Consider the following 21,087-nt stretch of genomic DNA (forward strand, 5'->3'; position numbering starts at 1 on the left):
CACGCTACGTCCGTCAGTGCGCCGCCGAAGCCGCCGCGCCCGCGTCCCCGCCGCCTGCGCGTTCGGGCCGCGTGATCCAGATCAACGCGATCAGCACGATGAAGATCACCGACGAAATATAGAAGAGGTCGTTCACGCCGAGCTGGGCGGCCTGCTGGGAGAGCAGGCGGTCGAAGAGCCCGTGCGCCTGGGCCGTGTCGAGCCCAGCCGCGTTCTGCATCTGCTGCATCGACTGGTTGAAGATCGGGTTGGTCGGCGTGGCGACTTCGGTCAACTGCGCATGGTGGAACGTCGTGCGGTGGTCCCATGCGGTTTCGAAGATCGACGTGCCGATGCCGCCGCACATGATCCGCACGAAATTCGAGAGCCCCGAGGCGGCCGGAATCCGGTGGCCGGGCAAGCCCGAGAGCGTGATCGAAACGAGCGGAATGAAGAGCCCCGCCATGCCGATGCCCTGGATCAAGGTCGGCACCGTGAGCGCCCAGGTGTCCACGTCCGTCGTGTAGCGCGAGCGCATCCAGAAGCACAGCGCGAACACCACGAACGCCGCCGTCGCGATGTAGCGCGGGTCCGTGCGCGGCAGGATGCGGCCCGTGATCGGCGAGAGCATGACCGCGAAGAAGCCCACCGGCGCCATCACGAGACCGGCGTTGGTTGCGGTGTAGCCGATGTCGGTCTGCAGCCACAGCGGCAGCAGTACGAGATTGCCGAAATAGAGGCCGTAACCGATCGAAAGCGCGATCGTGCCGCCCGTGAAGTTGCGCCGCGCGAAGAGCGAGAGATCGACGACGGGGTGCTTTTCGGTCAGCTCCCACACCACGAAGAACGCGAACGCGATGATCGCGGTGAGCGCGAGCACGACGACCGTGGTGGAGGAGAACCAGTCGAGGTCCTTGCCCTTGTCGAGCATGACCTGCAGCGAGCCCACCCAGACGATGAGAAGCGCGAGTCCCACGCCGTCGATCGGCGCCTTCTTCAAGACCGAGTCGCGGTGGCGGAAGATCGCCCACGTCGCGAACGCGGCCACGATCCCCACCGGGATGTTCACGTAGAAGATCCACGGCCACGAGATGTTGTCGGAGATCCAGCCGCCGAGAATGGGGCCCGCCACCGGCGCGATCAGCGTGGTCATGGACCACATGGAGAGCGCGATAGGGGCCTTCGCGCGCGGATAGCTCGCGAGCAAGAGCGTTTGCGAGAGCGGGATCATCGGGCCGGCCACGGCGCCCTGCAGCACGCGCGAGGCGAGCAGGAAGGGCAGCGTGGGCGCGAGACCGCACATCCACGACGAGATCACGAAGAGGATGATCGACGCCATGAAGAGGCGCACCTGGCCGATGCGGTCGGTGAGCCAGCCCGTGAGCGGCACCGAGATCGCATTGGCCACGGCGAACGACGTGATGACCCACGTGCCCTGGTCGGACGACACCCCGAGGTCGCCGGAGATCGACGGGATCGAGACGTTGGCGATCGAGGTGTCGAGCACGTTCATGAACACCGCGAGCGACACCGCAATGGTGCCGATCACGAGTTGCGCGCCTTGCAGCGGCGGGTGGACTGCGCCTTGTTGCTCTGCCATTAATTCACTTCTTGTTGTGCGGGGACCGTTACATCAGCTTCGAGGCCGGCTTTGCCGTGTGTGCGTTCGCCGAGGAGACCGTCGCCTTGCCGCTGTCTGCACTGTTGTCTGCGCTCTTGCCCGCGTTTTCCGCGATGATGCGAGCGATCTCGGCATCGGCTTCGTCGCCGTACTTTTCGAACACATTCGTCTGATAGACGGTGTTCAGCACGTTGCCGAGCTGGCTACCCGAATCGTCCTTGATGTCGACGTCGACCTGCATGGAAAGACCAATGCGCAGCGGATGCTTCTGCAGATCGGCCGGATCGAGCGACACGCGCACCGGCAGGCGCTGCACGACCTTGATCCAGTTGCCCGTCGCATTCTGCGCGGGCAGGAGCGAGAACGCCGAGCCGGTGCCCGCCGAGAAGCCCACCACCTTGCCGTGGTAGACCACGGACGAGCCGTACACGTCGGCCGTCATCTCGACCGGCTGGCCGATGCGCATGTGCTTGAGCTGCACTTCCTTGAAGTTCGCGTCCACCCAGATGGCGTTCAGCGGCACCACCGACATCAGCGGCGTGCCCGGCGAGACGCGCTGGCCCACCTGCACCGAACGCTTGGCCACATAGCCCGTCACCGGCGCCGGCAGTGTGTTGCGCGCGTTCGCGAGGTAGGCGTCGCGCACCTTCGCGGCCGCGGCCATCACGTTCGGATGCGACGAGACGGTCGTGTTCGCCGTGAGCGCGCGGTTGGCGGCGAGCTGCTGCTGCGCGGCTTCGAGCGCGGCCTCGGCGCTCTTCACGGCGTCGTTGGCGTGCGAGATTTCTTCCTGCGAGACGGCGCCCGTCTGCGCGACTTCCATGCGGCGGCGCAGATCCTGCTGGGCGCGCGTGAGGTCGGACTGGCGCTGCGCGACCTGTGCTTCGTACTGGCTGTCGTCGGCGAAGAGGCCGCGCACCTGGCGTACCGTCTGCGCGAGATTTGCCTCGGCCTGCTGCAGCGCGATGCGCGAGTCGGCCGGGTCGAGTTCGACGAGCGAGTCGCCGATCTTGACGTTCTGGGTGTCGTCCGCGTTCACGGCGATCACCGTGCCGGTGACCTGCGGCGTGATCTGCACGACGTTGCCGTTCACGTAGGCGTCGTCGGTGCTCTCGGAGAAGCGCGCGACGAGGAAGTAATAGAGGCCGTAGGCAATGGCTGCAATCACGATCACGAGGACGAGCAGCGTCATCATGCGTTTGCGCTTGCTGTTGCTCGAGTTCTGCGGGGCGGCCGCCGGTTGCTGGGGGGTGCTCATGGAAGTGATCTCCAGGTTCTCTCTTGCTGTTCGTTCGATGCCGTGTGGTTCTGCTGCGCTCAGTGCGCCTTTGGTGCGGTCAGTTCGTCGCGCTCGCCGCGGCCGTTGCCGGCTGCTGCACGGGCACCGTCGTGCCGCTCCACGGCGCGCCGTTCGGGCCCTTCGCCTCGCTGCCGACAACGGCCGGCGGCGTCAGGCCCGCGTCCGTTGCGTCGAAGCCGCCGCCGAGCGCCTTGATGAGCGCCATCTGCTCGTCGCGCCGCTGCGCCTTCAGGTCCGTCACCGTCTGTTCCGCGACAAGGCGGTTCTGGTCGGCGCTGAGCACCTGCAACTGTTCCGAGAGGCCCGCCTTGTAGCGGATCACGGCGAGCTGGTACGCCTTCGTGGAGGCGTCGAGCGCGTGCTGCGCGTCGACGAGCTGGCGGTCCGACGAGCGGATCGACGACACCTGGGTCGCGACGTCCTGGAATGCGCCGATGAGCGTCTGGTTGTAGTTGGCCACGTCCAGATCGAAGTCGGCGTAGCGGCTCTTCAACTGCGCGCGCAGGGCGCCCGCATCGAAGATCGGCAGATGGACCGCCGGCCCGAGCTGCGCCTGGCGGCTCGCGACGTTGAGGAATCGGCCCCAGCCGAACGCATCGAACCCGAAGCCCGCCGCGAGGTTCACGTCGGGGTAGAACTCGGCCTTCGCTTCCTTCACGTCGTGCATCTCGGCTTCCACCTGCCAGCGCGCGGCGACGATATCCGGACGGCGCGCGACGAGGTCGGCCGGCAGGTTGTCGGGCAGCGCGACGTCGGCGAGCGGATTGAGCACCGGCTGCGCGATCTGCAGGCCGCGGTCCGGACCCTTGCCGAGCAGGGCGCCCAGCTGGTAGCGCACGGTTTCGATCTGGCCGTCGATCTGCGAGAGATTCGCCTGGCTCGTCGCGATGTTGCCGTTCGCGGTCTCGCGCTCGACGTTGGTGTCGAGGCCCGCCGCCACGCGCCCGTTGGTGATCGTGCCGATGGTCTTGCGGTTGCCGATCTCGCGCGCGGCGATGTCGCGCTGCGCGTAGAGCTGCGCGAGCTGGTTGTAGGTGCGCGCGACCGACGCCGCGAGCGTGATGCGCGCCTGCTGCATGTCGGCCTCGGCGGCCTTCTGCTGGGACACCGCCTGGGCGAGGCGCTGGCGGTTCTTGCCCCAGAGGTCGAGCTCCCACGAAGCGCTTGCGAGCACGTTGTTCTCGCTATACCAGGTACCGCCGTAGGGCGGGGGATAGAGCGAATTGGCCGAGAAGACCTCGCGGTTCCACGAGTAGCTCGCGTTGACCTTCGGGAAGAGCGCGGACTTCGAAGTCTCGATGTACGACGATGCCTTGGCGATGCGCGCCTGCGCTTGCGCGATGGTCGGATTGCCTTCGAGCGCCTCGTCGATGAGCTTCGGCAACTGCGGGTCGCCGAACTGGTTCGCCCAGTCGAGCGTCGGCCACTGGCCGCCTTGCGCCGGGATGCTCTGCGAACTCTCGAACTGTTGCGGCTGGTCCAGCGTCTTGTCGCTCTTGATGCCGGCGTAGTTCGCACATCCCGCGAGCGCCAGCGCCGCGAGCGCCGCCGCCATGGCCGCGGCGGCCCGGCTCGGCGCCGGTCGGATCAGAGCCGCCCGGGTGAGGGATTCGGAATTCATTGCTCGTCTCGATGCGTGAGAAGTGGTGTTGATGCTGGACGATGCAGCTATTTTCTTGTGCGACGCGTTCAAATTTGATTGCCCCGTCATGAATTCGCCGGCGGATTCTGGCTCGGATCGCAGCTGTTAGCGAGTACCCGCCGCAGCATGCTTTTCAGGAATCCGGCTTCTTCCGGCGAGAGCCCGGTCATGAGCTTGTCCGTGATACTAGTGAAGATCGCCGGCATGCGCACAGCGATAGCCAGGCCTTCGGGCGTGAGGGCGAGCCGCACGGCGCGCCGGTCTTCGGAACTGCGCACGCGTTCGAGCAGGCCGCGCTTTTCGAGGCGATCCACTAGCCGGGTCACGGCGCTCGCGTCGATGCCGTACTCGCGTGCGAGCTCGGCGGCGAGCACGCACTTGCCGCTCGCCACCATGAACAGCACGCTCGCCTGCTGGCTCGTGACGCCCAGTTCCGCCACGGTGCGCTGGTTGACCATGTTCAGCATGGTCGATCTCACTCTGGCGATCAGGTAGCCAACGCTTTCGCCGAAGTCGTAATTGCGCACTTCGGGCGGCGCGGGGATCGGGTCCGTCATGATTCGGCTGCGACTGCAATGGTTGATCAGGCAGGGATTATAGGCCGCAGATAGTTGACGCGGCAAGCGTCAATTCTCCGTTTGCTGAATAACCTTTGCTGGCCAGGGTCTTAATCCGGGCGCAGCCGTGTGGGAAAATTCCGGCCCGCACGTGTGTTCCGCGTGTTCCGGTTACATTGCGCAAGACAGCCAGGGGGTATGTCATTCCCGCGTGCTATAATTTCAGGTTCCCAAAAGTGCGCTTTTCTCACGTGCCCTGTCACCGCCGGTTGTACTGCCGGCTATCGGTTATCGGTTATCGGTGGCGGGCGAGCACGGAAACACACGAGAGAGACGCGCACTCAACTGTGTAGCCAGGTTCCTATGTCCCGCGCCCTTCGCAACATCGCCATCATTGCCCACGTCGACCACGGCAAGACCACGCTCGTCGACCAACTGCTGCGCCAGTCCGGCACCTTCCGCGACAACCAGCAGGTCGCCGAACGCGTCATGGACTCGAACGACATCGAAAAAGAGCGCGGGATCACGATTCTCGCGAAGAACTGCGCGGTCGAGTACGAAGGCACCCATATCAACATCGTCGACACCCCGGGCCACGCCGACTTCGGCGGCGAAGTGGAGCGCGTGCTCTCGATGGTCGACTCGGTGCTGCTGCTCGTCGACGCCGTGGAAGGCCCGATGCCGCAAACGCGCTTCGTGACCAAGAAAGCGCTCGCGCTGGGTCTGAAGCCGATCGTGGTCGTCAACAAGATCGACCGTCCGGGCGCCCGTATCGACTGGGTGATCAACCAGACCTTCGACCTGTTCGACAAGCTCGGCGCGACCGAAGAGCAGCTCGACTTCCCGGTGGTCTACGCCTCGGGCCTGAACGGCTATGCGTCGCTCTCCGCCGATGCGCGCGAAGGCGACATGCGCCCGCTGTTCGAGGCGATCCTCGAACACGTGCCGGTGCGCGACGCCGACCCGGAAGGTCCGCTCCAGCTCCAGATCACGTCGCTCGACTACTCGACCTACGTCGGCCGTATCGGCGTGGGCCGCATCAAGCGCGGCCGCATCAAGCCGGGTCAGCCGGTGGCGCTGCGCTTCGGCCCGGAAGGCGACGTGATGAACCGCAAGATCAACCAGGTGCTGTCGTTCAGCGGCCTCGAGCGCGTGCAGGTCGAATCGGCCGAAGCCGGCGACATCGTGCTGATCAACGGCATTGAAGACATCGGCATCGGCGCGACCATCTGCGCGGTCGACACCCCCGAAGCGCTGCCGATGATCACGGTGGACGAGCCCACGCTCACGATGAACTTCCTCGTGAACTCGTCGCCGCTCGCCGGCCGCGAAGGCAAGTTCGTGACGAGCCGCCAGATTCGCGACCGTCTCACGAAGGAGCTGAACCACAACGTCGCGCTGCGCGTGAAGGACACCGGCGACGAAACCACGTTCGAAGTGTCGGGCCGCGGCGAGCTGCACCTCACGATCCTGATCGAAAACATGCGCCGCGAAGGCTACGAGCTGGCCGTGTCGCGTCCGCGCGTGGTGCTGCACGAAGTCGACGGCGTGAAGCACGAGCCGTACGAACTCCTGACGGTGGATGTCGAAGACGCCCACCAGGGCGGCGTGATGGAGGAGCTGGGCCGCCGCAAGGGCGAAATGCTCGACATGGCCTCGGACAGCCGCGGCCGCACGCGTCTGGAGTACAAGATTCCGGCGCGCGGCCTGATCGGCTTTCAGGGCGAGTTCATGACGCTCACGCGCGGCACGGGCCTCATGAGCCACGTGTTCGACGAATACGGTCCGGTCCGCGAAGGCTCGCTCGGCGAGCGCCGCAACGGCGTGCTGATCTCGCAGGACGACGGCGCCGCCGTTGCCTACGCGCTGTGGAAGCTGCAGGATCGCGGCCGCATGTTCGTGAAGCCGGGCGACGCGTTGTACGAAGGCATGATCATCGGCATTCACAGCCGCGACAACGACCTCGTCGTGAACCCGATCAAGGGCAAGCAGCTCACCAACGTGCGCGCCTCGGGCACCGACGAAGCCGTGCGCCTCGTCCCGCCGATCCAGATGTCGCTCGAATACGCCGTCGAATTCATCGACGACGACGAGCTCGTGGAAGTGACGCCGCAATCGATCCGCCTGCGCAAGCGTCACCTGAAGGAGCACGAGCGCCGCCGCGCAAGCCGTGAAGGCGCTGCCGAATAAGTCTCGTTCGAAGATTTCGCGCACCGCAATGCACTGAGGTAAACAAAAAGGCCGCCGCTGTCAGGGCGGCCTTTTTGCATGCGGCGGCCCATGGGGCCGACCCATTGTCCTGCGGTGCGGGAAGAGAGTGTTGCAAACCCCGCAAAAGCCCGTCTAGAAAGGGTTTGCGTGTGGTGTTGTGCCACATTGCATTCTATGGAGAGTATCCGTTCTGTGATATCCTCCGCGGATGCTGTTTTAGGTCCTTCCAAGCAGACTTGATTCGCAATCCGCTAAACGGTCAGGCCGTGGCGCGGAAGGTTGAGTAACCCGCTATTTCTCGAGAAACTCGAAGAAAGGTGAGCGTAAATGTCGGAAACGATGAAGCAATTCCAGCTGAACTCCTATTTGTTCGGCGGCAATGCTCCGTATGTCGAAGAGTTATACGAAGCATATCTTGACAACCCTGCATCCGTTCCGGATACGTGGCGCGAATACTTTGACGCGCTGCAAAACGTGCCGTCGTCGACCGGCACGGCCGACAGCGACGTGGCCCACGGCCCCATCGTCGAGTCGTTTGCCCAGCGCGCCAAGGCCAACGCCTTCATTCCGCGCGGCGGCGGCGAAGACCTCGCCACGGCCCGCAAGCAGGTTTACGTTCAGTCCCTGATTGGCGCCTACCGCTTCCTCGGCTCGCAATGGGCCAATCTCGATCCGCTGAAGCGCCGCGAGCGCCCGGCCATCCCCGAACTCGAGCCTGCGTTCTACGACTTCACCGAAGCCGACATGGACCAGACGTTCAGCGCGACGAACCTGTACTTCGGTTTCGAGCGCGCGTCGCTGCGCGAGATCGTCAAGGCGCTGCGCGACACGTATTGCGGCACGATCGGCGCCGAATACATGTACCTCAGCGACCCGGAGCAGAAGCGCTGGTGGAAGGAAAAGCTCGAATCGATCCGCTCGACCCCGAACTTTTCCGCTGACAAGAAGAAGCACATCCTGCAGCGCCTGACGGCCGCCGAAGGCCTCGAGCGCTTCCTGCACACCAAGTACGTCGGCCAGAAGCGCTTCTCGCTCGAAGGCGGCGAAAGCTTTATCGCCTCGATGGACGAAGTCGTCCGTCACGCGGGCGCTGCGGGCGTGCAGGAAATCATCATCGGCATGGCCCACCGCGGCCGCCTGAACGTGCTGGTCAACACGCTCGGCAAGATGCCGGCCGACCTCTTCGCCGAATTCGAAGGCAAGCACGTGGACGACCTGCCGGCCGGCGACGTGAAGTACCACAAGGGCTTCTCGTCGGACATGGCCACCGAAGGCGGCCCGGTCCACCTCTCGCTCGCGTTCAACCCGTCGCACCTCGAAATCGTCAACCCGGTCGTGGAAGGCTCGGCGAAGGCCCGTATGGACCGCCGCGGCGACGAAGACGGCCTGCAGGTGCTGCCGGTGCAGATCCACGGCGACGCGGCCTTCGCGGGCCAGGGCGTCGTGATGGAAACGCTGAATCTCGCGCAAACGCGCGGTTACGGCACGCACGGCACGCTGCACATCGTCATCAACAACCAGATCGGCTTCACGACGTCGGACCCGCGCGATGCGCGCTCGACGCTCTACTGTACCGACGTGGTCAAGATGATCGAGGCGCCGGTGCTGCACGTGAACGGCGACGATCCCGAAGCCGTCGTGCTCGCCACGCAGATCGCCATCGACTTCCGCATGCAGTTCCACAAGGACGTCGTGGTCGACATCGTCTGCTTCCGCAAGCTGGGCCACAACGAGCAGGACACGCCGGCGGTCACGCAGCCGCTCATGTACAAGAAGATCGCGCAGCACCCGGGCACCCGTGCGCTGTACGCCGAGAAGCTCGTGCAGCAGGGCGTGATCACGGCGGAAGACGGCGACAACTACGTCAAGGCGTACCGCGCCGCGATGGACGAAGGCAACCACACCATCGACCCGGTGCTCTCGAACTACAAGAGCAAGTACGCGGTCGACTGGGTGCCGTTCCTGAACCGCAAGTGGACCGATGCCGCCGACACGGCCGTGCCGCTCGCGGAACTCAAGCGCCTCGGCGAGCGCATCACGACGATCCCGGAGAACTTCAAGGTTCACCCGCTCGTCGAGCGCGTCATCAACGACCGCCGCGCGATGGGCAAGGGCGAAGCGAAGCTCGACTGGGGCATGGGCGAGCACCTCGCGTACGCTTCGCTGGTCGCTTCGGGCTACTCGGTCCGCCTGACCGGCCAGGATTCGGGCCGCGGCACGTTCACGCACCGCCATGCGGTGCTGCACGACCAGAACCGCGAGCGCTGGAACGACGGCACGTACATCCCGCTGCAGAACATCGCCGAAGGTCAGGCGAAGTTCACGGTGATCGACTCGGTGCTGTCCGAAGAAGCCGTGCTCGGTTTCGAATACGGCTACTCGACCGCCGAGCCGAATACGCTCGTCGCGTGGGAAGGCCAGTTCGGCGACTTCGTGAACGGCGCGCAGGTTGTGATCGACCAGTTCATCTCGTCGGGCGAAGTGAAGTGGGGCCGCGTTTCGGGTCTCACGATGCTGCTGCCGCACGGCTATGAAGGCCAGGGTCCGGAGCACTCGTCGGCGCGTATCGAGCGCTTCCTGCAACTGTGCGCCGAGCACAACATGCAGGTCGTGCAGCCGACCACGCCGGCGCAGATCTTCCATCTGCTGCGCCGCCAGATGATTCGCCTTTTCCGCAAGCCGCTCGTCGTCTTCACGCCGAAGTCGCTGCTGCGTCACAAGGAAGCCGTGTCGGATCTCTCGGAGCTCGCGAAGGGTTCGTTCCAGCCGGTGATCGGCGAAGTGGACGAGTCGATCGATCCGAAGAAGGTCAAGCGCGTGCTGGCCTGCTCGGGCCGTGTCTACTACGACCTGATCGCGCATCGCCGCGAAGCGAAGGCGAACGACGTCGCGATCGTCCGTGTCGAGCAGCTCTATCCGTTCGCGCACAAGCAGTTCGAAGCGGAGCTGAAGAAGTACGACAACGCGACGGAAGTGGTCTGGGTGCAGGACGAGCCGCAGAATCAGGGCCCGTGGTTCTACATCGAGCACCACCTGAAGGAAGGCATGAAGGAAGGGCAGAAGCTCGCGTACAGCGGCCGTCCCGCTTCCGCCTCGCCGGCCGTCGGCTACTACGCGAAGCACTACGAGCAGCAGAAGTCGCTGATCGAGGGTGCGTTCGGCCGCCTGAAAGGCGCGCAGGTCGCGAAGTAAGCACAAAGAGCAAATCGAACCGGGAAAGCGTGCCTCGTTAAAGCGCGCTTTCCCGCGCTCAGGTGCGCGACCCCGGTTCGTTACAGATACGTATTCAGGAAAATCACATGGCTATTGTTGAAGTCAAGGTCCCGCAGCTTTCGGAGTCGGTTTCGGAAGCCACGATGCTCCAGTGGAAGAAGAAGCCGGGCGAGGCTGTTGCCCAGGACGAAATCCTCATCGAACTGGAAACGGATAAGGTTGTTCTCGAAGTGCCCGCGCCGTCGGCCGGCGTGCTGGCCGAGATCGTCGCCAACGACGGCGACACCGTCGTCGCCGATCAGGTGATCGCGAAGATCGATACGGAAGCCAAGGCTGGCGCCGCGCCCGCCGCCGCGCCGGCTGCGGCACCTGCCGCTGCTGCCGTCGCCGCGCCGGCCGTCGCCGCAACGGCTTCGAGCAGCACGATTGCTTCGCCCGCCGCCGGGAAGCTGATGGCCGAGAAGGGTCTCACGGGCGCGGATGTCGGCGGCACGGGTCGCGACGGCCGCATCACGAAGCAGGACGTGCTCGGCGCAGGCGCGCCGAAGGCTGCTCCGGCTGCGGCTCCCGCGGCTGCGAAGCCGGCTGCCGCGAAGCCCTCGCTGCCGCAAGTCAACGCGCCGGCATCGGCCGCGAACTGGCTGAACGACCGTCCGGAACAGCGCGTGCCGATGTCGCGTCTGCGTGCGCGTATCGCCGAGCGTCTGCTGGAGTCGCAGCAAACCAACGCCATCCTCACGACGTTCAACGAAGTGAACATGGCGCCGGTCATGGATCTGCGCAACAAGTACAAGGACAAGTTCGAGAAGGAACATGGCGTGAAGCTCGGCTTCATGTCGTTCTTCGTGAAGGCGGCGGTTCACGCGCTGAAGAAGTTCCCGCTCGTGAACGCGTCGATCGACGGTAACGACATCGTCTATCACGGCTACTTCGACATCGGTATCGCCGTCGGCTCGCCGCGCGGTCTGGTGGTGCCGATCCTGCGCAACGCCGACCAGATGAGCCTCGCCGACATCGAGAAGAAGATCGCCGAATTCGGCCAGAAGGCCAAGGACGGCAAGCTCTCGATCGAGGAAATGACGGGCGGTACGTTCTCGATCTCGAACGGCGGCGTGTTCGGCTCGATGCTCTCGACCCCGATCATCAACCCGCCGCAGTCGGCGATCCTCGGCGTGCACGCGACGAAGGAACGCGCGGTGGTCGAGAACGGCCAGATCGTGATCCGTCCCATGAACTACCTCGCGATGTCGTACGACCACCGCATCATCGACGGCCGCGAAGCCGTCCTGTCGCTGGTCGCGATGAAGGATGCGCTGGAAGATCCGGCTCGTCTGCTGCTCGACCTGTAAAAGCCGATCTCATCAAGTATCAAGTCTCACGCTGAGTGCCATGCGCGCGGATTCCGGAAGCCGGGGTCCGCGCGTGGCGCTCACGTATCGAAAGGATGACCATGTCCAAAGAATTTGACGTCGTCGTGATCGGCGCCGGCCCCGGCGGCTATATCGCGGCGATCCGCGCCGCGCAGCTCGGCAAGTCGGTTGCGTGTATCGAGAAGTGGAAGAACCCGGCCGGCACGCTGAAGCTCGGCGGCACCTGCCTGAACGTGGGCTGCATTCCGTCGAAGGCGCTGCTTGCCTCGTCCGAAGAGTTCGAGAACGCGCAGCACCACCTGGCCGACCACGGCATCAACGTGGGCGACGTGAGCATCGACGTTGCGAAGATGCTGGGCCGCAAGGAAGCCATCGTCGAGAAGATGACGAAGGGTATCGAGTTCCTGTTCCGCAAGAACAAGATCACGTGGCTCAAGGGCCACGGCAAGTTCACCGGCAAGACCGACGCTGGCGTGCAGATCGAAGTGAGCGGCGAAGGCGAGACTGAAGTCGTGACGGCGAAGAACGTCATCATCGCGACGGGCTCGAAGGCGCGCCATCTGCCGGGCATTCCGGTCGACAACAAGATCGTCGCCGACAACGAAGGCGCGCTCTCGTTCGACACGGTACCGAAGAAGCTGGCCGTGATCGGCGCCGGCGTGATCGGTCTGGAACTGGGCTCGGTGTGGCGCCGTCTGGGCGCGGAAGTGACCGTGCTCGAAGCGCTGCCGGAATTCCTCGGCGCCGCCGACCAGGCTTTGTCGAAGGAAGCCGCGAAGCTCTTCAAGAAGCAGGGCCTCGACATTCACGTTGGCGTGAAGGTGGGTGAAGTGAAGGCGACGGACAAGAATGTCACCATCAACTACACCGACAAGGACGGCAACGCGCAGGTGCTCGAAGCCGACCGCCTGATCGTTTCGGTCGGCCGCGTGCCGAACACCGACAACCTCGGTCTCGAAGCGATTTGTCTGAAGGCCAACGAGCGCGGCTTCATCGACATCGACGACCACTGCCGCACGGCGCTGCCGAACGTCTACGCGATCGGCGACGTGGTGCGTGGTCCGATGCTCGCGCACAAGGCCGAAGACGAAGGCGTGCTGGTGGCCGAGATCATCGACGGCCAGAAGCCGCACATCGACTACAACTGCATTCCGTGGGTGATCTACACCGAGCCGGAAATCGCATGGGTCGGCAAGACGGAACAGCAGCTCAAGGCCGAAGGCCGCGACATCAAGACGGGCCAGTTCCCGTTCATGGCGAACGGCCGCGCGCTCGGCATCAACAAGGCCGACGGCTTTGTGAAGATGATCGCCGACGCGAAGACCGACGAGCTGCTCGGCGTGCACATCATCTCGGCGAACGCATCGGACCTGATCGCGGAAGCCGTGGTGGCGATGGAATTCAAGGCCGCTGCCGAAGACATCGGCCGCATCTGCCATCCGCACCCGTCGCTGTCCGAAGTCATGCGCGAAGCCGCGCTCGCCACCGACAAGCGCGCGCTGAACATGTAAGCGCCAAGGGCAGGGCGGCCGCTGTCTGGTGGCTGCCCTGCTTCGCAGTACCAGCATCACGTACGGAGGCGGGTGGGCGTTAGCTCCCCCGCCTTTCCTCATTTGCGGCCCAGAAAATGAACGTCACCGAATACTACGAAAACGAACTGCAGAAGCGGGGATACCAGCCCGATACGGCCCAGCGCGCCGCGATCGACCGGCTGCAGCGGTGCTACGACGAATGGGTCGAATACAAGTCGCGTCGCTCGAATGCGATCAAGAAATTCCTGATTCACCCGGACCTGCCGCGCGGCGTCTACATGTGGGGCGGCGTGGGGCGCGGCAAGAGCTTCCTGATGGACAGCTTCTATGCGGTCGTGCCGCTGCAGCGCAAGACGCGCCTGCACTTTCACGAGTTCATGCGCGAAGTGCACCGCGAGCTCGAAGAACTGAAGGGTCAGGCCGATCCGCTCGACGAACTCGCGCGCCGCATTGCGAAGCGCTATCGCCTGATCTGCTTCGACGAATTCCATGTCTCGGACATCGCCGACGCGATGATTCTTTATCGGCTGCTCGATGGGTTGTTCAAGAACGGCGTGCAGTTCGTGATGACTTCCAACTACGATCCCGATCTGCTGTACCCCGACGGCCTGCACCGCGACCGCATGCTGCCCGCGATCGAGCTCATCAAGGAAAAATTGGATGTCCTGAACGTCGATGCCGGCGTCGACTACCGGCAGCGCACGCTCGCCCAGGTCGAGGTCTATCACACGCCGCTCGGTGCCGAAGCCGACCGCGCGTTGCGCCACTCGTTCGCGCAGCTCGCGGCGGTGCCCGACGAGAGCCCGATCCTGCATATCGAAAAACGCGAGCTGAAGGCCTTGCGCAAGGCCGATGGCGTGGTCTGGTTCGATTTCGCGACGCTGTGCGGCGGCCCGCGCTCGCAGAACGATTATCTGGAGCTGGCGAGCCGTTTCCACGCGGTGATCCTTTCCGGCGTGCCGCAGATGACGCCGCGCATGCAGTCCGAAGCGCGCCGCTTCACGTGGCTCATCGACGTGTTCTACGACCACAAGGTGAAGCTGCTGATGTCGGCGGCGGTGCCACCCGAAGAGTTGTATGTCGAAGGCCCGATGGCGAACGAATTTACGCGCACGGTCTCGCGCATCGTCGAGATGCAGTCGAAGGAGTATCTCGAAACGCCGCGCCGCATCGTCGATACGAGCCTGACCTGAGCGCTGTTCCGTCTCGTTCGCCATCGCGAAAAGACGTCGCGGCAGCCTTTTCAAGATTCGGACTCATCCGATAGTCGCCGCTGGGGCAAGTCCCTATCGTTTGTCTGGAACGTTACGGACAAAGGAGAGGACCATGACCCCCTATCGCGATATTACCGAGGAAGAATGGCGCCGCGTCATGCCGCTGCTGCCTGAACTGCGCCCGCGCACCGAGCTGCGCGGGCGGCCGCTGGCCAACACGCGTGCGGTGCTCAACGGCGTGCTCTGGGTGATGTACAGCGGCGCTACGTGGTCGGCCATGCCGCGCCGCTACCCTTCGTATCAAACCTGCCACCGGCGCTTCAAGACCTGGCACGATAACGGCGTGCTCAGGCGCGTGATGGGGGAACTGTTCGGCGAAGAAGGCGTGACGCTGTGCGACACGATCGAGATGCGCATGCGCAAGCATCTGAGCCGTGCAGACAAGCTCGCGCGTCGCGACCCGCCGCCCGCGTTGCTGCCGAAGACCTCGCCGTTCGCGCCGTCGCCCGATGCGGCGCAGCCTTTCTCCTACCAGCGAGCCCTGTATCGCCAGACGGCCTGAGCATGTTGTCCATGGGCCGGGGCGCGGTCCATCAAGATGGGACCGCGCCCCTCGCATTTGTCTGGCCCACATTCGAGCCGCACATCCGTAAACACCCGATTACCTGGTCAATTGCCTGGTAGTGCCATCTACTGCCAGATCGGCGCTCATTGCTGGCGAACCCACGTCTGCGAGCGGCCCAGCAGCGAGATGCCAAGATAGCCGCGCACCACGAGCTTCTGCCCGCCGTCTTCCAGATGCATCTTGCAGCGATATACCTTGCCGTTTTCCGGGTCGAGAATGTGGCCGTTGTCCCAGCCGTCGTCGCTCTTTTTCATGCCATCGATAATCGTCATGCCGAGAATGAGCTGGTCCTTGCGTGCGTCGGTGCATTCGGTACAGCGGCGGTCCGGCTTGTCAGCCGGACCGAGCCCCTTGATGACTTTGCCGCTGAGGTCGCCGCTACCGTCGTCGCTGATCTGGACGAGCGCCTTCGGCTGCCCCGTGTGATCGTCGATGGTCTGCCACACGCCCACCGGTGTGTCGCTCTGTGCATGAGCGGCCATCGCGCCGCCGAAAAGGGTGCTCGCCAGCGCGAGCTGGGTCGCCGCGCGTGCGGCGAATGCAAGGGTGCGTCCGGTGATCCGGTTCATGTGTCGTCCTCCACTGATGATTGTCGTGATCGTGCAGACCGTGCGTGCGCCTTGCCAGCGCGCACGCCGGTGTAGGGCAGGATACGCGAAAGCGCGGCGTTCGTAGGAGAGGAGGGCCTCTAGTCGCCCGAGCGCGCGGTTGTCCAGATCAGTTCAACTGATACGAGAATGTCGCGTTGACGCGCGGACTGCGCGATGCGCTCTCCACGGGCGCATCCGCGAGCGCTTTGGCCACCGAGAGGTCGAGCGTGTAGTACTTGCCGTCCGATATCCGGAAGCCGATCGACGCCGACGAAAGCCTTGACGGCGCGGGCGTGCCCGCATGCAGATAGACGCGCGCCATGTCGAACGAGACATAGGGCGTGATCGTCTGCAGCCACATGTAGGCGGGCCTGAACGGATGGTTCACTTCGAAGGAGAAGCCCCAGCCCGAATCGCCCGATGCTTCGCCGGGCTCGTAGCCTTGCGCAAAATGCTGTGCGCCGAAGGCGATCTCCTCGGACGTGGGCAGCGTCACCGGGCTGTATTGGCCCGTGGCCGCCACCGCCGTGCCGAAGCCGAGCGGCCAGTCGTTGGTTTGCGACACCGTGGCGTCGGTGCGCACGAAGTTCAGCGAGACGGGGTTCTGCACCACGAGCCCCGGTATGTTCGTGTCTACCGACTTCGACGCGCCGAGCACGTCGAAGGCCTTTGCCACGTTGAAGCTCGCCTTGCGCACCTGGCCCGGCTGCACGTCGGTATAGTCGGCCTGCAGTTGCAGCACGCGAACCTGGGAGCGTTCGCCATACTGGGCGCCGTTGATCGTGTTGTGATAGTCGTCCTCGTCGTGGGTCGCATAGACGCTCGCCGTGCCGATCAGGCTGCGCGTGTTGTTCAGCAGCATCGGATACGAGAGCGAGCCCGTCAGCTTGTCGCTGATGACCGTGCGTTCGACATAGGAGGGCAGGCCCGGATTGTCGGTCGGGTTGCCGCGATAGTGCGAGGCATCCACTTTGGCCGTGAGGCCGTCGCTTCCCACCGGCACCGCCGCATGTGCCGCAATGTAGGTGATGTGGTCAGGACCCCTTGGCATCAGTGCGGAGATGCTCAGTTGCTCGCCGAACGGCGTGAGCCCGTTTTCGCTGGCGGTGAGAAGGCCCTGAACGCCGGGCTGATTGGTGTTTACGCCGGCGCTGAAATCGACGGACTTGTGCTGCGTATCGAGTTCGAGCGTCGTCGCGCCGTCGGTATTGCTGGGCGGCGGCACGTTGGCCGAGACCTTGAGGCCGGGCAACAAGCCGAGCACGTTGATGTAGCGCTGGAACGTGGCCGTGCGCAGCGGCCGGTCATCGACGATATGCGCCGCGATCGCCCGGATCTTGCCTTCCAGCGCACCGGGCTTGCCGGTGATCTTCACGTCGGCCACGTAGCCCTCCACGACCACGATGCGCACGACGCCATTGGCGAAGTCCTGTGCAGGTATGAACGCGAACGAGAGCGCATAGCCACGCGACTGATACAGCTTCGTCACGCCGTTCGCCGTCTCGATCAGCTTGCCGATCGTGATGTCGTGATTCGCAAGGGGTGCGAAGCGTTGAGCGACCTCGTCGAACGGGATCGACTTCACGCCCTCGACCTTGAACGTCGTGGGCGTGAGATGCGTGGCGAGCAACTGCTGCAATTGCGGCGTCTGCTGCTGCACGTTCACGGTCACGTTCGGCGCCTTTTGCGGCGCGTTGACCTGCGGCAGCGCGTCGAGCGGATTCCCGCCGAGCGGGTTTCCGCCCGGCGCCGGCCGGCTCTGCGCGACTGCAACCCCCGTAAGGCTGCTCGCCGCCGCCCCCGCAGCGGCGAGCATGACCCATCCTGCAACTGCGCCTCTCATTTCACTGCCCTCTAGCTTATCGGGCGGCACGCGTCGTTGATTGTTTGTGTCCGACGCGTGCCGTCTCTTTGTGCCGCCTTCGTGGGCGGTCTGTGGCTCCCTGACGCCTGTGTTTTTATTCCTGCGGTCTTGCGACTACGTTCCTGCCAGGCTGTGCGCGCGCAACTTTCCGGTCCGAATGTCGCGTCGTCGCGTTGCGTATCTTGCCCGATGATTTTGCGTTCGGCTATGGCAGCTTCTTGAGCAGGCCACCTAACAGACCCCCTGAACTGCTTGAGCTACCCGAGGTGCCGGACGTGCCGCCCGCCGTCGAACCGAGCGTGCCCGTGACCGTGCCGACAAGGGCCGTCACCGGCTGCAGCAGGGCAGTGGCGCCGGCGCTACCGGTCGTGGGCGAGGTGAGCGAGGCGAGCGCGCCCGTGGCCGCCGGGCTGCCGGCGCTGCCAGTCGTCGTGCCCGCTAGCAGGGCGCCGACCACCGGCACGCCCGCGATTGTGCCGCTGAGCGGGGTGGCCGAGAGGATGCTGTTGAGCGGCGTGTTCGTCAGCACGCCTCCGAGCGGCGTGCCCGAAAGCACACCCGTGAGCGAGCCGACCGGCAGGTTGCCGAGCGGCGAACTGCCGAGGCCGAGGCTGGCGAGCGTGGCCTTGAGCGGGCCGAGCGGCCCGCTCGCTGCGGCGCCGGTCGGTGGACCGCTTAGTACAGCGTAATTGCTGCTGCCGACCAGGCTCACGATCAAGCCGGGAATTGGCGCAGCGCCGTTAGGCCCGTTCGGGTTGACGAGGCCGCCCGCGTTCGTCACGGTGTTGCCGAGCGAGGCGACGAGCGTGCCGACGTCGGCGCCGAGCGGGTTGTTCGTGGCGGCGCTGGCCGCGCTGCCGAGGGTCGTGCCGGCCGTCGAGACTGCGCCGCCCAGCTTGGCGAGCACGCCCGAAAGCGGCACGCCGAGGCCTGTGGTCGTCCCCACCTGCTGCGTGACGAGACCGGCGGTGAGCACGATCGGCGTGATGGCCGTGCTGATGGGTTGCGTGACCTGCTGCACGGGGGCCGAGGAGAGCACGTTGCCAAGGACCGCGCCGCCCGCGTTGACGGTGTTCGCCGTCGTGGCGAGTACGCCCGCCACCGGCGACGTGACGGGAGCGAGCGGCGAGAGCGGGCCGCTGCCGAGACCGCTCACGGTCGACGAAAGGCCGTTGACGACACCGCTCGTTGAGCTCACCACGCTGCCCAGGCCGGCGACCGTGGCGCCCACGGGATTCGTGCTCGACCCGGTCTGACCGACACCGCCCGCGAGGTCGTTGGCGAGCGCGTTGACCACGCCGCCGGTGCTCGCGACCGTGCTGCCGAGGCCCGAGGTGACGCCGCTCGCGCCGGGTAGGGGCGTGGAGCTGATGGTGTTGCCGAGATCGGTGGCGGTCTTGGCGACCGAGGTCAGCGCGCCGCTCGTCCCGGTTGTGCCGCTGGATGTCGTCGAGCCCCCGCCGCCCGAGTTCGTGCCGCTGCCGCCGCCCGTCGAGCCGGTCGTGGTGCCGCCACCCGTGCCGCTGGTGCCGCCCGTGCCGGTCGCCCCGCTGGCCGCGTTGTTGGGCGGCGTATAGCTGCTGCCGCCGCAGGCCGCGAGCGAGCAGGCCACGGCACAGGCGAGCGCGGTGAGGCGCAGGCCGCGCACGAGCGTCTGGGTCTGTTCGTTGAAAACCGCCGTTGCGCTGGTGGACATGACGGTGTCTCCTCGTCTGAAAGAGTGGTTCGAATGCGCTTACTTTTTGGCGCCGAGCAGGCCGCCAACGAGCGAGGTCAAGCCGGCGAGCGGGCCCGTCGTGCTGCTGCCGCTCGTTCCGCCGCTCGAGGATGCGAGCGAGAGGCCAGGTGTGGTGCTGCCGGTGCTCGTGCCGTGCGATCCCGAGGTCCCGGCGCCCGCACCGGCCACCGCGCCGACGCCGACTCCCACGCCGACGCCGCCCGCCGCGCCGGTGACCGTGCTGGTCAGGGTCGAGACGAGGTTCGTTACGGGTGCGAGCGGATTGCTGCCGCTGCTGCCGGAACCGCCGGTTATGCCGCCAAGAAGGCTCGTTACGGGTGCGAGCGGGCCGCTGCCCGAACTGCCGGAGCCACCGGTCGCGCCACCCAGGAGGCTCGTGACCGGGGCAAGCGGATTGCTGCCGGAGCTGCCGCCCGTCAGCAGTCCGCCCGCCGAGGCGACCGTCTTGCCCGTATCGGCGACGAGCGTGCCGACGCCGGTCGTGACCGGATTCGTGCCGCCGCCGGTCTGCGCGACGAGGGCGCCGCCCTTCTGGAGTCCGCCGCCGATCGCTTGCAGCAGGCCATTGACCGGCGCGCCGACGCCCGTTGCGTTGCCAAGCGTTTGCGTGGTGGCAGCGAGCACCGAGGTGATCGGCGTGATGGCCGAGCTGAGCTGCTGCGTGACCTGTTGGACCGGCCCTTGCGAAAGGACCGACGTGAGTGTTTGACCGCCGGTGGTGAGCGCCGAGCCCAGCGTGCCGACGGCGCCGCCGACGGGCGTCGTGAGCGCGGCGAGCGGCGCGAGCGGGCCGCTGCCGAGGCTCGTGACGAGTTGACCGGCGTTCGTGACGGCCTTGCCGACATCGCTCACGGCGCCGCCTGTGCTGGCGAGCGTGGTGTCGACCGGATTGCTGCTGGCGCCGATCTGGCCGAGGCCTTGCGAGACGCCCGTGCCGAGCGTCGAGACAGCCGAACCGACGTTCTGCACGATGCCGCCGGCAGCGCTCGTGGTCGCGGAGCTGACACCCGGCACCGACTGCGAGGCGATCAACGTGCCGAGACCCGTCGCCGTCGAGCCGGCGGCGTTCACGACATTGCCGGCGGCGTTTGCGACCTGGCCCACGGCGTTGGCGGCGACGGTCGAACCGCCGCCGCCTCCCGAACCGTTGCCGTTGCCATTGCCGTTACTGCCGGTCGTGGTGCCGCCCCCGGTCCCCCCTCCGTTGTTCGAGCCGCTACCGCTACCGCTGCCGCTGTCGCCGGTGGTCGTGCCGCCGCCGCCGCTGCCTGTACCGCTGCCGTTGCTGCCGGTTGTGGTGCCTGCGCCGCTGCTGTCGCCGCTTCCTCCCGAGCCACTGGAGCCGCTCGTGGACAGCGTGCCGCCGCCGCTACCCGTGCCCGTGCCGCTGCTGAGCGTGCCGGAACCGCCGCACGCGCTCAACGAAAGCATGGCAGCGGTGGTGGCCGCGACAAGCGTCAAGCGTGCGGCGTTGCCGATCGTGTTCTGATTCATGATGCCCTCGTCTCGTGTGGTATCTGCTTGTGTCGTTTGTCTGGACTACGCGTCCTTATCTGCAACAGATGTGCCAGGCAGCGACGAGGGGTATGGCGTGCAGGAAACCGCTCGCTAGAGGGGTTTTTCAAATCAAG

Annotated in this window: 14 protein-coding genes; 6 read left to right on the forward strand and 8 right to left on the reverse strand. The window is 65.5% G+C overall.

Annotated elements, in window-relative coordinates; translation table 11 throughout:
• Positions 1–13 precede the first annotated feature (13 nt).
• From V8683_RS02130 to V8683_RS02145, 4 genes are all read right to left on the reverse strand, one after another.
• Positions 14–1,579: a DHA2 family efflux MFS transporter permease subunit gene (locus tag V8683_RS02130; protein WP_411189189.1), complete on the reverse strand. Its 1,566-nt coding sequence runs from the start codon at positions 1,577–1,579 to the stop codon at positions 14–16.
• 28 nt (positions 1,580–1,607) lie between these two features.
• Positions 1,608–2,858: an EmrA/EmrK family multidrug efflux transporter periplasmic adaptor subunit gene (locus V8683_RS02135; protein ID WP_411189190.1), complete on the reverse strand. Its 1,251-nt coding sequence runs from the start codon at positions 2,856–2,858 to the stop codon at positions 1,608–1,610.
• Between the two features lie 79 nt (positions 2,859–2,937).
• Positions 2,938–4,521, reverse strand: a complete 1,584-nt coding sequence (locus tag V8683_RS02140) for an efflux transporter outer membrane subunit (protein WP_411189191.1) — start codon at positions 4,519–4,521, stop codon at positions 2,938–2,940.
• Positions 4,522–4,607: 86 nt separating this feature from the next.
• Positions 4,608–5,099: a MarR family winged helix-turn-helix transcriptional regulator gene (locus V8683_RS02145; RefSeq protein WP_411189192.1), complete on the reverse strand. Its 492-nt coding sequence runs from the start codon at positions 5,097–5,099 to the stop codon at positions 4,608–4,610.
• A 363-nt stretch (positions 5,100–5,462) separates the two neighbouring features.
• On the opposite strand from V8683_RS02145, the gene typA reads away from it, so the two are divergent.
• From typA to V8683_RS02175, 6 genes are all read left to right on the forward strand, one after another.
• Positions 5,463–7,289 (forward strand): translational GTPase TypA, encoded by a 1,827-nt coding sequence (gene typA, locus V8683_RS02150; protein ID WP_411189193.1) that lies wholly within the window; start codon positions 5,463–5,465, stop codon positions 7,287–7,289.
• 348 nt (positions 7,290–7,637) lie between these two features.
• Positions 7,638–10,502: a 2-oxoglutarate dehydrogenase E1 component gene (locus tag V8683_RS02155; RefSeq protein ID WP_411189194.1), complete on the forward strand. Its 2,865-nt coding sequence runs from the start codon at positions 7,638–7,640 to the stop codon at positions 10,500–10,502.
• Between the two features lie 107 nt (positions 10,503–10,609).
• A complete protein-coding gene (gene odhB, locus V8683_RS02160) occupies positions 10,610–11,872 on the forward strand; it encodes a 2-oxoglutarate dehydrogenase complex dihydrolipoyllysine-residue succinyltransferase (RefSeq protein ID WP_411189195.1) in 1,263 nt (420 codons plus the stop codon).
• A 101-nt stretch (positions 11,873–11,973) separates the two neighbouring features.
• Positions 11,974–13,404, forward strand: a complete 1,431-nt coding sequence (gene lpdA, locus V8683_RS02165) for a dihydrolipoyl dehydrogenase (protein WP_411189196.1) — start codon at positions 11,974–11,976, stop codon at positions 13,402–13,404.
• 116 nt (positions 13,405–13,520) lie between these two features.
• The gene (gene zapE / locus V8683_RS02170) at positions 13,521–14,618 is read left to right on the forward strand and encodes a cell division protein ZapE (protein WP_411189197.1); all 1,098 of its coding nucleotides are present in this window, start codon (positions 13,521–13,523) and stop codon (positions 14,616–14,618) included.
• Between the two features lie 133 nt (positions 14,619–14,751).
• Complete coding sequence (locus V8683_RS02175) at positions 14,752–15,201, forward strand: transposase (protein WP_411189198.1); 450 nt, start codon at positions 14,752–14,754, stop codon at positions 15,199–15,201.
• A gap of 146 nt (positions 15,202–15,347) precedes the next feature.
• On the opposite strand, the gene V8683_RS02180 is transcribed toward V8683_RS02175, so the two are convergent.
• The 4 genes from V8683_RS02180 to V8683_RS02195 form a co-directional block, all read right to left on the reverse strand.
• Positions 15,348–15,833: a DUF2147 domain-containing protein gene (locus tag V8683_RS02180; RefSeq protein ID WP_411189199.1), complete on the reverse strand. Its 486-nt coding sequence runs from the start codon at positions 15,831–15,833 to the stop codon at positions 15,348–15,350.
• Between the two features lie 148 nt (positions 15,834–15,981).
• A complete protein-coding gene (locus V8683_RS02185) occupies positions 15,982–17,670 on the reverse strand; it encodes a ShlB/FhaC/HecB family hemolysin secretion/activation protein (RefSeq protein WP_411189200.1) in 1,689 nt (562 codons plus the stop codon).
• A 253-nt stretch (positions 17,671–17,923) separates the two neighbouring features.
• Positions 17,924–19,414, reverse strand: coding sequence for a collagen-like triple helix repeat-containing protein (locus V8683_RS02190; RefSeq protein ID WP_411189201.1), 1,491 nt, complete (start codon positions 19,412–19,414; stop codon positions 17,924–17,926).
• A 39-nt stretch (positions 19,415–19,453) separates the two neighbouring features.
• Positions 19,454–20,950 carry a collagen-like triple helix repeat-containing protein gene (locus V8683_RS02195; RefSeq protein WP_411189202.1) on the reverse strand — a complete coding sequence of 499 codons (1,497 nt, stop codon included), beginning with the start codon at positions 20,948–20,950 and terminating at the stop codon, positions 19,454–19,456.
• Positions 20,951–21,087 lie beyond the last annotated feature (137 nt).

The organism is Paraburkholderia sp. AV2 (genome assembly GCF_054968425.1).

Coding starts and splice junctions, on each gene's coding strand:
- V8683_RS02130 (WP_411189189.1), bottom strand. CDS start 1,579: ATGGCAGAGCAACAAGGCGCAGTCCACCCGCCGCTGCAAGGCGCGCAA.
- V8683_RS02135 (WP_411189190.1), bottom strand. CDS start 2,858: ATGAGCACCCCCCAGCAACCGGCGGCCGCCCCGCAGAACTCGAGCAAC.
- V8683_RS02140 (WP_411189191.1), bottom strand. CDS start 4,521: ATGAATTCCGAATCCCTCACCCGGGCGGCTCTGATCCGACCGGCGCCG.
- V8683_RS02145 (WP_411189192.1), bottom strand. CDS start 5,099: ATGACGGACCCGATCCCCGCGCCGCCCGAAGTGCGCAATTACGACTTC.
- typA (WP_411189193.1), top strand. CDS start 5,463: ATGTCCCGCGCCCTTCGCAACATCGCCATCATTGCCCACGTCGACCAC.
- V8683_RS02155 (WP_411189194.1), top strand. CDS start 7,638: ATGTCGGAAACGATGAAGCAATTCCAGCTGAACTCCTATTTGTTCGGC.
- odhB (WP_411189195.1), top strand. CDS start 10,610: ATGGCTATTGTTGAAGTCAAGGTCCCGCAGCTTTCGGAGTCGGTTTCG.
- lpdA (WP_411189196.1), top strand. CDS start 11,974: ATGTCCAAAGAATTTGACGTCGTCGTGATCGGCGCCGGCCCCGGCGGC.
- zapE (WP_411189197.1), top strand. CDS start 13,521: ATGAACGTCACCGAATACTACGAAAACGAACTGCAGAAGCGGGGATAC.
- V8683_RS02175 (WP_411189198.1), top strand. CDS start 14,752: ATGACCCCCTATCGCGATATTACCGAGGAAGAATGGCGCCGCGTCATG.
- V8683_RS02180 (WP_411189199.1), bottom strand. CDS start 15,833: ATGAACCGGATCACCGGACGCACCCTTGCATTCGCCGCACGCGCGGCG.
- V8683_RS02185 (WP_411189200.1), bottom strand. CDS start 17,670: ATGCTCGCCGCTGCGGGGGCGGCGGCGAGCAGCCTTACGGGGGTTGCA.
- V8683_RS02190 (WP_411189201.1), bottom strand. CDS start 19,414: ATGTCCACCAGCGCAACGGCGGTTTTCAACGAACAGACCCAGACGCTC.
- V8683_RS02195 (WP_411189202.1), bottom strand. CDS start 20,950: ATGAATCAGAACACGATCGGCAACGCCGCACGCTTGACGCTTGTCGCG.